We start from the raw sequence: 13,008 nt of genomic DNA, 5'->3' as shown, positions 1-13,008 counted from the left end.
CGGTCGCCGAGCTTGGCGAGCGACTTGCCGTGGTCCTTATACGCCCAGGCCCGCGAGTAGGCCGCATCATCGTTGAGCGCGAGCATCCCGCCTTCGCCAGCGGCCACGATCTTGTCCTGGCAAAACGACCAGCACGACGCATCGCCAAACGAGCCGACCGGCCTACCGCGATAGGTGGCACCGTGCGCCTGTGCACAGTCCTCGATGACTCGGAAACCTTGCTCAGCGGCGAGTGCGAGAAGCGGATCGATCTCGACCGGCCATCCGCCGAGATGCACCGGAATCACCGCAGCCGTGCGCGGTGATAGCACTGTGGCGACCGTTTCCGCGGCGAGGTTATTGCTCGCGGGATCGATGTCGGCGAAGACCGGGGTGGCGCCCACGGCGACGACGCAACTTGCCGTGGCTATGAAGCTGCGGGCTGGCACGACGACCTCGTCTCCGGGGCCGATCCCAAACGCGCGAAGCGCGAGTTCGAGCGCGAGCGTGCCGTTCGAGACGGCGACTCCGTGGGCCACGCCCAGCTCGGTAGCGAACTCCCGCTCGAACGAGCGGCCCTGGTCGCCGGTCCAGTAGTTGATGTGGCGAGAGCGAAGCACCGCCTCCACGGCGGCGATCTGTGCCTCGGAGGGAGAGGGCCAGGGCGGCATCGGAGCCGTGCGGACAGGTGCGCCGCCGTCGATGGCAAGCTTGTCAGACACCTGGGTGCTCCTCGATTGTGCGCACCGCGCGCGCGGGCACGCCGATGCACACCGAGAGGCTCGGCAACTCGCCGACGACCGCGGCGCCTGCCCCCACGACGCTCCACGCGCCTACTGAGGCGCCTGGGGACGCGCACGACCCCACGCCCATGAGCACGCCCTCGCCAAGCGTGACCGTGCCACACAGCGCGACCTGCGGGCCGAGGTGCGAGTGGGCGCCGACGATGCAGTCGTGGTCCACGCTGCAGCCAGTGTTGAGGATGGAGTCGGCACCGATACGCGCGCCGGTGTTGATGACGACTCCTGCCGCGGCGAACGTGCCCGCACCTAGCTCGACGTCGGAGCCGACTATCACCGAGGGGTGCACGACGACAGCCGGGACAAGCCCCGACTCGCAGTACTGGGCGAAGAAGCGCGCCCGAGTGGCGTTGTCGCCGATCGCGATCACGAAGCCCTCCGCTTGGATGCCGTCCAAGCCATCAACAACTGGATGGCCGAGTACGTGCGACGGGTCGCTCGGCAGGCCTATGACGCCCACGACGTCGTGCCCGGCGGCTTCGGCGGCATCTACGACGACCTTGGCGTGGCCTCCCGCGCCTACGACCAGCAGTCTCACTCAGCTCTCCTTGCTTGTGTCGTGGCTTGGGTTGCCCTGGAAAGGTTGCATCGTCTCGGCCCCCGGCGCGGAGACACCTTCACGCGAAACGACCGCCGAGACGGTCATCAACAGGATTCGCACATCGAGCGGAAACGATCGGTGGTCGACGTAGTAGACATCCATCTTGAAGCGTTCATTCCACGAGACGGCGTTGCGGCCGTTGACCTGCGCCCAACCGGTGATTCCCGGCCTGACTTCGTGCCTTCGCGCCTGCTCGCTATTGTAGCGGTCGAGGTACTCGGGCAGGAGAGGTCGCGGTCCGACGATGCTCATGTCACCCTTCAGCACGTTGACGAGCTCCGGCAGTTCGTCGAGCGAGGTGGAGCGAAGCCGTCTCCCGAAGGGCGTCAGGCGCTGGGCATCCGATGCTACGGCTTCGGCTCCGGAGGCGCCGAGCTCGGCGTCACGCATCGTGCGGAACTTGTAGACGGCGAAGATGTGCCCGTCCTTGCCGGGGCGCTGCTGGCGGAAGATCACCGGCGACCCCAGCTTCGAGCGCACGAGCAGGGCCACGACGGCAAAGACCGGCGAGAGCACCACGAGCGCAATCGCCGACACAAGGAGGTCGACGACGCGTTTCAGCAGGTCATAGACGGTGTGCGAGCGCTTCACGATACAGCCCATCATAGGCGGTCACGATCGTGTCTAGAGCGAATTCCGTGCACGCACGCTGACGGGCCACAGCGCCACGACGGGCAAGCTCGCCGGGGTCGGCGGCAGCGGCGTCGATTGCTGCGGCGAGCCCGGCCGCGTCGTTGTGGCCGACGATCCAGCCCGCTTTGTCGCCCACGGCGTCGGTGATTCCGCGAGTGTCGGTGCCGACGATAGGCCTACCGCTGGCCATCGCCTCCAGGACCGAGCGGTTCAGGCCCTCGCGCTCGCTTGTGAGAAGCAGCGCGTCGCTCGCCTCGAGTACGGCCGGTATGTCTCGGCGGTAACCGACGAACGTCACGCGGTCGGCCAAGCCGAGCCGCGTGACCTGCGCGCGAACGTCAGCCTCGAGCGGGCCGTCCCCGACGAGTGCGAGGTGAGCACGCGCATCGGTGACGCGCGAGAACGCGTCAATCGCGAGGGCATGTCGCTTCACCGCGCCGAACTCCGCGACCATCGTGATGAGGAAGCCATCGGGCGGCGTGGCACCACCACCCAGCTCGATTCGGGTGCGCGCGATCTGCTCGGCGGGCAGAGTGCCGGGGGTGAAGCGGTTGCAGTCGACCCCGATGCCCGGAATGAGGCGCACTCGGTCTGGTGCGATGCCGCCCAGTGCCTTCGCCGCCGTGAAGTCCTCTTGGTTGATGGTGACGAGGTAGTCGGTCCACGGCGCTGCGGCGCGCTCCATCGAGCGGAAGAATGTGCGGCCAAGAGCTCCCTGTCCGCGATAGAAGTGGAAGCCGTGCGCGGTGTAGATGACCACAGGTCCGCCAGGCTGTTCGCGCAGTCCCGACAGGGCGTATCGCGTCACGAACGCCGCGATAGGTGTGTGGACGTGGACGATGTCGTATCCGCCTGCCACCACGACCTCGCGTACCCGCCGAGACGTCCCTATAAGATTGGAGGGTGCGAGAGGGTTGCGGCTCCATGCCACATCGAAGCGCTCGTCGAAGTGGCCGTCGAGCGCAGGGAGGCCGGCTGCTCCGTTGGCGAGCGCATCGACACGCCAGCCTTCGCTGCGGAAGTGGTCGGCGAAGGGGAGAAGGAACGCCTCGAGTGTGATGGGGACCGTCGTGACGAAGAGGGCGGATGGCATAGTGTCAGCGCTCCCCCTCGTAGTCAGCAGGCCAGGCCTTGCCCCAGGACAGCGCCTGTCGGCGAAAGATGTTCCAGCGGCTCGTGTGCTTGTCCGTGAACGCCAGATCGTTGGGGATACGCGGGATGAGGAAGATGCCCATGAATCGGCGCCACGTGTAGAAGAGCCAACTCAGCATCTTCTTGCCGCGCGGGTACCCGCGGCCGTGTGTCTCGGCGAGCCTGCCGAGGTCGGAGTGGAGTACGTCGGCCATCGTCACGCCTTTGCGCGCGGCCTGGTGACGGTCGACTGCAGTGATGCGCGAGATTCGGTGGAAACGGTGACCTTCTCGGTCGAGGCGGAGCCAGAGCTCGTAGTCCATCGCGAAGTGATACGACTCGTCGAGCATCGGGTCGCTCAGGGCGGAGCGACGGATGAAGGCGACCGGCTGTCCGATGAAGTTGACGATTCGCAGAACCCGACGCATAAACCAAGGAACCCAGATCATCCAGATGATCGTCCCATCCTCGGCGATCTGCGCGCAGTGGCCGTAGACGATATCGACGTCGGGGTGTGCGACGAAGTAGCCGACAACGTCGCCGACGACGCGGCAGTCGAAGTACGCATCGTCGGAGTTGATCCAGCCGATGATCTCACCGGTGGACGCGCGAAATGCCTTGTTGAGCGCGTCGGACTGGCCCGCATCGGGTTCGCTTCGCCAGGTGACCGAGTCGCTCGCCGCTTCGAGGACGGCGACGCTACCGTCGGTCGATGCGCCATCCATCACGATGTGCTCGATGTTTCGGTAGGTTTGGCAGCTCACGGAGCGCAGGTTGTCCGGCAGCCACTTCGCTTGATTGAACGACGGCGTGAGGATGGAGACGAGCGGGCCGCCGCCGCCCACGGGCGCCGGTGGGGCAGTAGAAGACACGCCTGGGACATCCGGAGTGGTAGTCATCGAGACCAAGGTACCAAAGGGGAGGCAGAAAGCGCGCTAGTGGCTCGCCGGCAATCAGCAGCCGGCCACGCTCCCGGCCCCGGCATGGGCTTCTCAGAACGAGCGAATCCGGTCCCACGCGTACTTGGGCGCCTTGCGGATCTTCTGCGCGACGGTGCTCCGAGTGGGACCTGTGGCCGGCAACCAGCCGCGCACCTCGAAGGGTACGTCGATTCCGTGTACCGCGAAAAGGTCTTCCACGACATCGCGCTTCCATTGTCCGCGAACGATGCCCGTCGGCTCGTACGGGATTACCTGCGTGTGTTCCTCGCTGAAGACGTCTCGATTGACGGCCCAGATCCGGCCGTCGATCCGCGCGGCACGCTTGGAGCCCCACACCTCCATCTCCCATGGCGACTCATGCGACCGGAGGTACTTGCGAATCCCGGTCTTGGTCCACAGGCCAGCTTGGAGCGAGATTCGGTAGGTCGCCAAACGCGACACCGAGCAGAGCCATGGATACGGAGTCGGCTCGTAGGGGCCCGCCCCACCACACTCCATGAGGCGAAGGCAGTCGAGGTCGTCGGACTCGGTGATGCGCACGGCCTCGTCGACAACGTCGGTGTTCACCGCAGAGCAGAGGAAGTAGTCGTCTTGCATGTAGACGAACGTTTCGGTCGGAATGTGGTCGAGCGCCCGAAGCACGCACTCTCCCCACGGGATGCGTCCCTCGCCGGGCCGCGCAACCTGCGTGCACGTCATGTCGACGTTCGGGTCGCGGTAACTCTTGCGCTCGGTGTTCAGAACCGCCGAGACACCCGGCCAGAAGTCGTGGAGCAGGTGGAAGAACGGCGCCCACGTGTCCTCGAAGCTGTCGGTGCTGTTCACGAAGATGGTGTAGGCGGGGGGGTCGGTCACGCGGTACTCCTGGGCTGTAGGTTCGCTGGCGCGCGAGGCTATCCATCTCGCGTGTGTACCTGCACGCATCATAGCCGCCGGTCGCGCGACGCTGCTATGCTTCTGGCGAGTGCGGATGCGGGGCGAGACGCAGCAGCGTGCACTAAGCTTCGACACGACCTGGCGCCAGAGAGGGAGGGATGCGGATGAGCGAAGACAACGCAGCCGTAGAGGAGATTCGCGACGGCGAGACAATCGTTGCGGTCATCGTCCGCAGCTCCTTTGATGAGCCGGGCGTGCACTTCTTCTCGCAGCCTCACTTCTCGCAGCAGCTGGGAGTCATCAACTACCCGGTTGGTCACACAATCGTGCCACACGTGCACAACAAGCTGCCTCGAGAAGTGATGTACACCCAAGAGACCCTTTTCATCCGCCGAGGACGATGCCGAGTCGATCTGTACGGCGACGATCGCGTCCTCCTTACCAGCCGAGAGTTGAGCCCGGGCGACGTGATCCTGCTCTCGACCGGAGGTCACGGTTTCGAGATCCTCGAAGACTGCGTGATGATCGAAGTGAAGCAGGGCCCGTACTCAGGCGACGGAGACAAGACCCGATTCGAGGCCACCAAGCCATGATACCGGTCAACGAGCCGCTCATAGGCCAGTCGGAAATGGCTTACGCGAAGGCGGCTCTGGATGAGGGCTGGATATCTTCGGCTGGTCGCTACATCGATGAGTTCGAGCAAGGGTTCGCCAGCTACTGCGGTCGGCGTCACGGAATAGCCGTGGCCAACGGCACCGTCGCACTTCAGCTCGCCGTGTCGTGTTTGAACCTCGAGCCGGGCGACGAAATCATCATGCCCTCGTTCACGATCATCTCCTGCGCGCTTGCAGCGATTTACAACGACGCCGTGCCCTGTCTGGTCGATGTAGAGCCAGACACCTGGTGCATGGACGTCTCCCAGATCGAAGCCAAGATTGGCGTGCGAACGCGAGCCATCATGCCGGTGCACATGTATGGGCATCCGGTCGACATGGACGCGATCGAGGCTCTGGCTTGGAAACATGGGCTGGCTGTCGTTGAAGATGCCGCCGAAGCTCACGGCGCCGAGTTTGACGGCCGCAAGTGCGGGGGTTTCGGCGAGCTGTCCTGCTTCAGCTTCTACGCCAACAAGATCGTCACGACGGGCGAGGGCGGCATGGTGCTCACTGATGACGATGAGCTCGCCGAGCGCGCTCGCTCAAAGCGCAATCTTTGTTTCCAAGAACAGCGGCGCTTCGTTCACGAGGAGCTTGGGTTCAACTTCCGGCTGACAAACCTGCAAGCAGCGATAGGCGTGGGACAACTCGAGAGAATTGAGTCCGTCGTTGACCGTAGGCGCGAGATGGCCGCGGCGTACTCGGCGGGGCTGAGCGGCCTGCCGCTGCAACTCCCTGTCGAGCGACCGCGGGCCAAGAACGTCTACTGGATGTATGGCGTCGTGCTCGACGATGACGTGGACTTCGACGCGCAAGAGTTTGCGTCGCGCCTCGCTCGGCTGGGGGTGCAGACTCGGCCGTTCTTCGTGGGGATGCACGAGCAGCCGGTCTTTCACGCCAAGGGGCTCTTTTTGGGCGAATCGTACCCGGTGACGGAGCGGATCTCGGCCAGAGGCCTGTATCTGCCTTCGGGGCAGGCGATTACCGACGAGCAGATCGAGATGGTCATTGCCGCCGTGCACCAGGCCCTTGAGGCATAGTACGACTCGATTGCGATTCGAAATCATCGATTCACTGGGACGGTCACATGACGAACTCCAATGAGGCCTCGATGTTCCGTGGCTACGCACGCTTCTACGATCTCCTGTACGCAGACAAAGACTACGATGCCGAGTGCCTGTATCTGCGGCGTGTCTTTGCAAAGCATGGACTCGGTTCCGATGCCAGCGTTCTCGACCTCGGCTGCGGGACCGGCGGGCACGTTCTGCCATTGGCCGCATCGGGATGTGAAGTCACTGGCGTCGACCGGTCTCCGGATATGATCGCGCGAGCCACAGCTAAGGTCGAGGAGTCAGGTGCGCAGCCGACGCTACTCGTCGCCGACGTCCGCGAACTCGATCTCGGACGCGCTTTCGACGCAGTTATTTCTATGTTTGCGGTCGTCGGCTACCAGCTGACAAACCAAGATCTAGCATCGATGTTCGCCGTTGCACGGCGGCACCTGAACCCCGGCGGCCTCTTCGTGTTCGATGCGTGGTTCGGTCCGGCGGTACTCGTCTCTCGGCCTGAGGAGCGGCGCAAGCCAATCGTGCTCGGGGATGGGACCGAACTCGTCCGCATCGCCCGCTCAACGCTCGACGTCATTGCGCAGACGGTTCGAGTTGACTACGAACTTGTCCGGGCCGATGGGACGCCCGACCCGAGCAGTGAGGTGGCGGAGTCTCACACGATGCGCTTTCTGTTCGCGCAGGAAGTCGCGTACTTCCTCGAGGTCGCAGGATTCGAAGTCGCATCGCTGACCCCCGTCATGCGCGAGGTCGGGACTCCGACAGAAGACGACTGGAATGTCTCGTGGGTGGCGCGGGCCCGGTGAGTCCGGTCAGCCTTGCGTCCTAGAGTCGTCAGGGCCGATGCCGAGACGAGTCGCCAGAGTTGCAACCAGTTCTCCAACGTCGGCTTTCTCGCTACCGTCGAGCCCAAACGAATAGACCGCCGCCCAGTAGACCGCCACGCTGCCAATGCCGGCCACGGCGACTCCTAGGAGTGTGTTGGTGAGCCCCACGTATTCGGCCAGGAAAGCCAAGCCGGCCGTCACGAGGAGAAGGGGATACGTCGGAAGCACTACTCGGCGAAGGTACTCGGGCGCTCCGATCTCAAACGTTCGGAACGCGTACCAGATGCCGATCGGGAACAGAAGCGTGTCTGCGGCCACCGTGCCTACGATGACGCCGAGCACCCCGTAGTGCTGTACGAGTGCCACACTCATCAGGAAGTTCAGCGCGGCAGTCGCAAGGTTGAACCACATCAAGAATCGTAGGCGCCCGATCCCAACGAAGATGGCGAACGCGACCACGAGGTTCGCGTACATGAGCCAGATGACGAGAAAGACCTGCGCGGGCACCGTCATCTCGGCGAACTGAGGTCCGAGCCACGAGAGCAGCAGCGGGTGTGCGAGAGTGATCAGTCCGACGGCCATAGGTGCGACGAAGGCGACCGTGTACTTGCTGCCTCGGACGTAGAGCGCGCGCAGCGACTCAGTCCGGTGTTGAGCGTCCATGTGCGATGCTGCTGGCACGAGGACCGCAGCCGGGAACGACGCGAGCTGAGAGATCATGCCGTTGAGCCTCGAGATGGGGTCGTAGAGACCGACCGGTCTCGCGCCGACGAACGTGGCCAGCACGAATCGATCGGTCTGTTCGTTGGTCGCGGCCCCTGCGATCTGCGTCACGAAGATCATCCAGCTGAAGCCGAAGATGGTGCGCATCCCATCTCGACTGAGCAGCCCCAGCGAAAGCCCCATGCCTCCGAGTTGCTGTGATGCCATAACGCACGCCGCGGCAGAGCCAATTATCGTGATCACGCCCATGGCGGCGAGAAGGGCGACCGGTCCATCGTGGAGGAAGAGCACTACCACCGTGACGACGAAGCTGCCTGCGACCACGAACGTGTTCACGTAAGAACTGAGGTCGTAGCGCTGAAGCCCGTTGAGAACGGCGAGCCCAACGCCCAGCGGCCACGTGAATAGTGAGATGACCGCTGCGACGAAGAACAGCTCGCTGGCGAGAGCAGCGTCCGCTGGGCTCAGATGCAGCAACCGCACTCCGAAGACTGCCAGAGCCACGAGCAAGCCCGCGGCGACCACTCCGACCGCGACGTAGTAGGCGGTGCCGTTGGAGAGCAGCCCGCTCACTCTGCGATGCTCGCCTCGCGCCCTGTACTCGGCGACGTACTTCACGAGCGTCTGGTTCACGCCGAAGTCGAGAAGGCCAACATAGACGGAGAGCGAACTCGCCAGCGCGAAGACCCCATACTCCGCGATTCCGAAGCCCCGAATGAGGAACGGCATTAACACGAACGCCGAGGCAATCTGTATAAGCCTCACGCCGATGCTGGCCAAGGCGTTTCGCGCGATGACTCGCTTCTCGCTGGAAAGCCTCGGCGAGAGCGTATTGCCGTCCGAATTCGTCGGAGGTTGGATGGTTTTCGACCTTCCATGTGTCGCACGTCGAGGACACTTGCGGCTCATCAGCCGACAGCCTAGGGTATCGAAGTGCGCGCCGGGGAGGAAGTTCGATTCGGGCTGCCGATTTGTCTCGCCTCTGAAGACCAACTAACGATCACGGAGGGCTTGTGAGCGCTAGGCCTACACCGGAACCACGCCGGCGGCGCAAGTCCAGCATCCGCGTTCTCGGCGTCGTGTGCCAGGAGACGCAATGAGGATCGGCATTGTTCCGGTTTTGAACCGGTCGTGGGGCGGCGTCTATCAGTACTCTGTGACTCTCTTGGATGCGCTGGCGGAAGTGAACTCGGGCGACGAGTTCCTGCTCTTCATCCCGAAGAACCACAAGCCGCCAAGTGAGATCTCGGCCTCGCCGTTTCAGATGGTCGAGATGCCGGAGTCATCCACGTGGCTTGGTCGGATGTGGACGCGACTCCCGACCAGCGTTCGCTCGAGGCTTGCGGGTCTGGCCTCGCCCATTCGCTCGAAACTGCTAGCACGCCGACGTCGCGATTCTACTGAGGACACCACGTGGCGCGAATGGTTCGGTCCCTTCGGGCTCGACCTGCTCTTCTTTACGATCGAGAACGACATTTCGTACCGCACAGGCGTTCCCTACGTCGTCGTGGTCCACGATCTCCAGCACAAGCTCCAGCCTCAGCTGCCGGAGTTCGCCGACCGGGCGGAGTGGGAGCGACGCGAGGAGCGCATGCGCAACTCCATCGCTAACGCGACTCTGGTGGTGGTCGACTCGGAGGTCGGCCGAGAAGATGTCTTGAGCTGCTACAGCGAGCTCGGAATCGCCGAGGATGCCGTGCGTCCGCTTCCATTCGTGCCGGCACACTACGTTGCCGCTGTGGTTCCCGAAGTGGAGCTCCGGCGTGTTCGTGTCGCCCAAGACCTGCCCGAGATGTACCTCTTCTACCCGGCCCAGTTCTGGCCACACAAGAACCACAAGCGGATCGTCGAGGCGCTCGGGTTGTTGGCCCGCGAGGGTCTACGGCTTCCGCTCGTGCTCGTTGGCTCGAGAGGCGAGAGCGCGCTGAGAGCCGAGACTTTCGCGACAGTGATGCAGACGGCTCGCGAACTCGGCGTGGACGACCTCGTGCGATACCTCGGCTATGTGGGAGACGACGACATGTCTGCCCTCTACGCCCAAGCCACGGCCCTCGTGATGCCGACGTTCTTTGGGCCCACGAACATCCCCATCTTGGAGGCGTGGCGCTTGGGCTGTCCGGTGATCACGTCCGACATCCGGGGAGTTCGCGAGCAGGCGGGAGACGCCGCCGTCCTCGTGGACCCGTCGTCGGCCCAGTCGATCGCCGAGGGCATCCGCCGCATCGTGTCGAGCGAGTCGCTTCGAACCGAACTCATCGCGCGTGGCCACGCACGTGTGTCGGCTTACACGATTCATGACTTCGCGCGAAGGCTCGCTGGAATCCTCGACGAGGCCAAGAGCAGAGTGCTCGCTGACCGGCCCGGGGTCGCGCCTCACGCAGATGGCGGCGTGTCGTGAGCGACAACCTTCTTCCTACACGACCTGGTCAGTCGCCTGATCCGACGGCCGTGGCCCGCCGCGAACCCGGCCGTCGCATCGCATACCTGAGTCTGCAGGCCGTGGTTGACGGGCAGGACACATGGGCGGCGGTCACCGAGGTCATCAAGGGGTGGGAGAGGCTCGGCTGGACCGTCGATCGTTACTTCCCCGAGTATCCCGCGACCGGAGCGCCGGGCGGCGTGGGCAGACTCCTGGAGATGAGGCGGGTGCAACAGCGCCTTGCTCGGCGTCTACGGGACTACGACGCGATTTACGTCCGCGCTCACCAGATTGCGCTACCGACTGCGTACAGGGCAGCCCACGCTGGTGTGCCGATCGTTCAGGAGTGCAATGGCCCCTACGAAGACCTGTTCATCGCCTATCCGGGCTTGAGAGTCGGGCGGGTCATGTTCGACGCGATGCAGCGTTGGCAGTATCGCCACGCCTCAGCGATAGTTTCGGTCGCAAGCGGGCTGACCGAGTGGCTGAAGCGCGAGGCCGGCCATGACCGCGTCGTGACGATAGGCAACGGAGCCAATGTCGACGTGTTCACTCCTGACGCATCTAAGCGGGCCGGATTGCCGGACCGATTCGCCGTCTTCTTCGGGCAGTTCCCGGCGTGGCAAGGCATCGCGACCCTCCTCGAGGCCGTCAAGTTACCCTCGTGGCCGCAGCAGCTGCCTCTCGTCTTCGTCGGCGACGGTGCGCTGCGCCCGGAAGTCGAATCGGCCGTCGCCGAGATGCCGGGACGCGTCGTCTACCTCGGCCGTCTGCCTTATGGAGAGGTTGCCGGCGTGGTGGCTCACGCCGCGGTGTCGTTCGTCCCGATGACAGCGCCCGAGCGTGAGACGATGTTCTCGCCGCTCAAGCTCTACGAATCGATGGCGTGCGGCGTGCCGGTGGTCGCGTCCGATGTGATCGGCATCTCCGAGGTCGTAACGGAGTGCCAGTGCGGCGTGCTGTTTCCTGCTGGCGACGCCAACTCAGTTGCGCTTGGTGCTGCAGGCATTCTTGCGGATCCAGCTGCAGCAGCCCAGATGGGCCGCCGCGCCCGCGAGGCGGTCGTCGCTAAGTACTCGTGGCGCGCTCGCTCCGAACAGCGAGCGCGTGTCATCGAAGAGGCCATTGGCCGATGAGCGACTCGCCGGCGTTGGCTGCGCGCGCCCGACTCTCGCAAGCTGTCCAGCGCCTCTACTACGGCCCGTTACCTCCCGAGGAGTACCGCCGCACAGTCGCGTGGGACGAGGAGGGGAGTGCGATCGCGGCAGCGACGCTTGCTTCTGGTAAGCCGTGCCTCGTGGCTCGGTTCGGCTCCTCCGAACTCGGGTGCGTCAGCTTCTACACGCGATGGCGACGCGGGCGCGTTCTGCCCGTGCCCTATCCGGCCTCGCTTCGCCACGTCATGCGCGACAACGCAGGCGTGTTCCCGGTCACCGACATCGTACTCGACCGCTTCGCCGAGGTATTCCTCGCGGCGGTCAGGGCGACCGACGTGATGGGCGTGTGGTTCAATCGAAACGAGCAGCGGGTCGTCTCGGAGTTCTGCCCTACGGCGCGCCTCGTCCACCTCGAGGCCTTGAACGTTGTGTCCTGCGCTCACCCGTGGAGCGCCGAGCTGGCCGGGAAGACAGTGCTCGTGGTCCACCCATTCGCCAAGACGATCGAGTCCCAGTACCGCGCCAATCGCACACGTCTCTTCGCGAATCCCGAGACGCTGCCTCTCTTCCAGCTCAAGACGCTGCCCGCCGTCCAGTCTGCCGCTGGCAACCCTAGCGGCTACGCCGACTGGTTCGCGGCGCTTGACGACATGGTCGGCCGCATAGCGGCCTGCGACTTTGACGTCGCCGTCATCGGCGCCGGCGCCTACGGACTCCCGCTCGGCGCGGCGGTCAAGGCTATGGGCAGGCAGGCCATACATCTCGGCGGACAGACACAGCTGCTGTTCGGCATCAAAGGGCGGCGCTGGGAGGTCGAGTCGGCCGAGGACGTTGCCTGCCACTTCAACGAGTACTGGGTCAGGCCAAGCGCCGAGGAGACTCCGGTCGGGGCGGGATTGGTCGAGGGCGGCTGCTACTGGTGAGTCGTTGTCCCTCTTGGTTCCCGACGACCAGTGCCCACTTCGATTTCACGGAGTCGACTGCGCGACACTTTGGTGCCCAAGAGCAGCGCAAACTGTGACCGCAAGTTCGCGCGCGAGCTCTTGTACGCATCGAGTTGCGCCCACCCCGCCGCAGCCTCACAATGCTAGAGGAATCCTAAGGGTTTCCAAGGATTTTGGACGATTCTTCCACCACTCCCGGGACACCGGGACTCGACCCAGTTCCCGGGGGGCTTGGTTATGAGACCGGCGATCCG

The 13,008-nt window shown here is 64.3% G+C and carries 13 protein-coding genes; 6 read left to right on the top strand and 7 right to left on the bottom strand.

Features of this window, described 5'->3' with window-relative positions:
* From P4L93_06965 to P4L93_06940, 6 genes are all read right to left on the bottom strand, one after another.
* On the bottom strand, nt 1–701 hold a 701-nt coding region (locus P4L93_06965), incomplete at its 3' end, for a DegT/DnrJ/EryC1/StrS family aminotransferase (GenBank protein ID MDR3686677.1).
* Nucleotides 694–1,317 (bottom strand): NeuD/PglB/VioB family sugar acetyltransferase, encoded by a 624-nt coding sequence (locus P4L93_06960; protein MDR3686676.1) that lies wholly within the window; start codon nt 1,315–1,317, stop codon nt 694–696. The genes P4L93_06960 and P4L93_06965, both read right to left, overlap by 8 nt.
* Entirely contained in the window at nt 1,318–1,941 is a 624-nt protein-coding gene (locus P4L93_06955; GenBank protein ID MDR3686675.1) for a sugar transferase, read from the bottom strand. It lies immediately after the preceding gene.
* Between the two features lie 4 nt (nt 1,942–1,945).
* Complete coding sequence (locus P4L93_06950) at nt 1,946–3,106, bottom strand: glycosyltransferase (GenBank protein ID MDR3686674.1); 1,161 nt, start codon at nt 3,104–3,106, stop codon at nt 1,946–1,948.
* Nucleotides 3,107–3,110: 4 nt separating this feature from the next.
* Complete coding sequence (locus tag P4L93_06945; protein MDR3686673.1) at nt 3,111–4,016, bottom strand: glycosyltransferase family 2 protein; 906 nt, start codon at nt 4,014–4,016, stop codon at nt 3,111–3,113.
* A 120-nt stretch (nt 4,017–4,136) separates the two neighbouring features.
* Nucleotides 4,137–4,940 carry a hypothetical protein gene (locus P4L93_06940; protein ID MDR3686672.1) on the bottom strand — a complete coding sequence of 268 codons (804 nt, stop codon included), beginning with the start codon at nt 4,938–4,940 and terminating at the stop codon, nt 4,137–4,139.
* A gap of 179 nt (nt 4,941–5,119) precedes the next feature.
* On the opposite strand from P4L93_06940, the gene P4L93_06935 reads away from it, so the two are divergent.
* The 3 genes from P4L93_06935 to P4L93_06925 are packed head-to-tail and all read left to right on the top strand — an operon-like array spanning nt 5,120 to nt 7,490.
* Nucleotides 5,120–5,554, top strand: a complete 435-nt coding sequence (locus P4L93_06935) for a hypothetical protein (protein ID MDR3686671.1) — start codon at nt 5,120–5,122, stop codon at nt 5,552–5,554.
* A complete protein-coding gene (locus P4L93_06930) occupies nt 5,551–6,657 on the top strand; it encodes a DegT/DnrJ/EryC1/StrS family aminotransferase (protein ID MDR3686670.1) in 1,107 nt (368 codons plus the stop codon). Before P4L93_06935 ends, P4L93_06930 begins: the two co-directional genes overlap by 4 nt.
* A gap of 47 nt (nt 6,658–6,704) precedes the next feature.
* A complete protein-coding gene (locus P4L93_06925; GenBank protein ID MDR3686669.1) occupies nt 6,705–7,490 on the top strand; it encodes a class I SAM-dependent methyltransferase in 786 nt (261 codons plus the stop codon).
* Between the two features lie 6 nt (nt 7,491–7,496).
* On the opposite strand, the gene P4L93_06920 is transcribed toward P4L93_06925, so the two are convergent.
* On the bottom strand, nt 7,497–8,999 hold the full coding sequence (locus P4L93_06920; GenBank protein ID MDR3686668.1) for a hypothetical protein: 1,503 nt from the start codon (nt 8,997–8,999) through the stop codon (nt 7,497–7,499).
* A 331-nt stretch (nt 9,000–9,330) separates the two neighbouring features.
* On the opposite strand from P4L93_06920, the gene P4L93_06915 reads away from it, so the two are divergent.
* From P4L93_06915 to P4L93_06905, 3 genes are read left to right on the top strand one after another with little or no spacing between them, the layout of a single operon-like run.
* Nucleotides 9,331–10,632 (top strand): glycosyltransferase family 1 protein, encoded by a 1,302-nt coding sequence (locus tag P4L93_06915; protein MDR3686667.1) that lies wholly within the window; start codon nt 9,331–9,333, stop codon nt 10,630–10,632.
* Nucleotides 10,629–11,789: a glycosyltransferase family 4 protein gene (locus tag P4L93_06910; GenBank protein MDR3686666.1), complete on the top strand. Its 1,161-nt coding sequence runs from the start codon at nt 10,629–10,631 to the stop codon at nt 11,787–11,789. The genes P4L93_06915 and P4L93_06910 overlap by 4 nt, the downstream gene beginning before the upstream one ends.
* Complete coding sequence (locus P4L93_06905; GenBank protein ID MDR3686665.1) at nt 11,786–12,733, top strand: hypothetical protein; 948 nt, start codon at nt 11,786–11,788, stop codon at nt 12,731–12,733. The genes P4L93_06910 and P4L93_06905 overlap by 4 nt, the downstream gene beginning before the upstream one ends.
* The last annotated feature ends 275 nt before the right edge of the window (nt 12,734–13,008 follow it).

It is taken from the genome of Coriobacteriia bacterium, assembly GCA_031292615.1.
In the GTDB taxonomy this organism is placed as follows: Bacteria; Actinomycetota; Coriobacteriia; order Anaerosomatales; family JAAXUF01; genus JARLGT01.
This window is presented reverse-complemented; position numbering and strand designations above follow the sequence as displayed.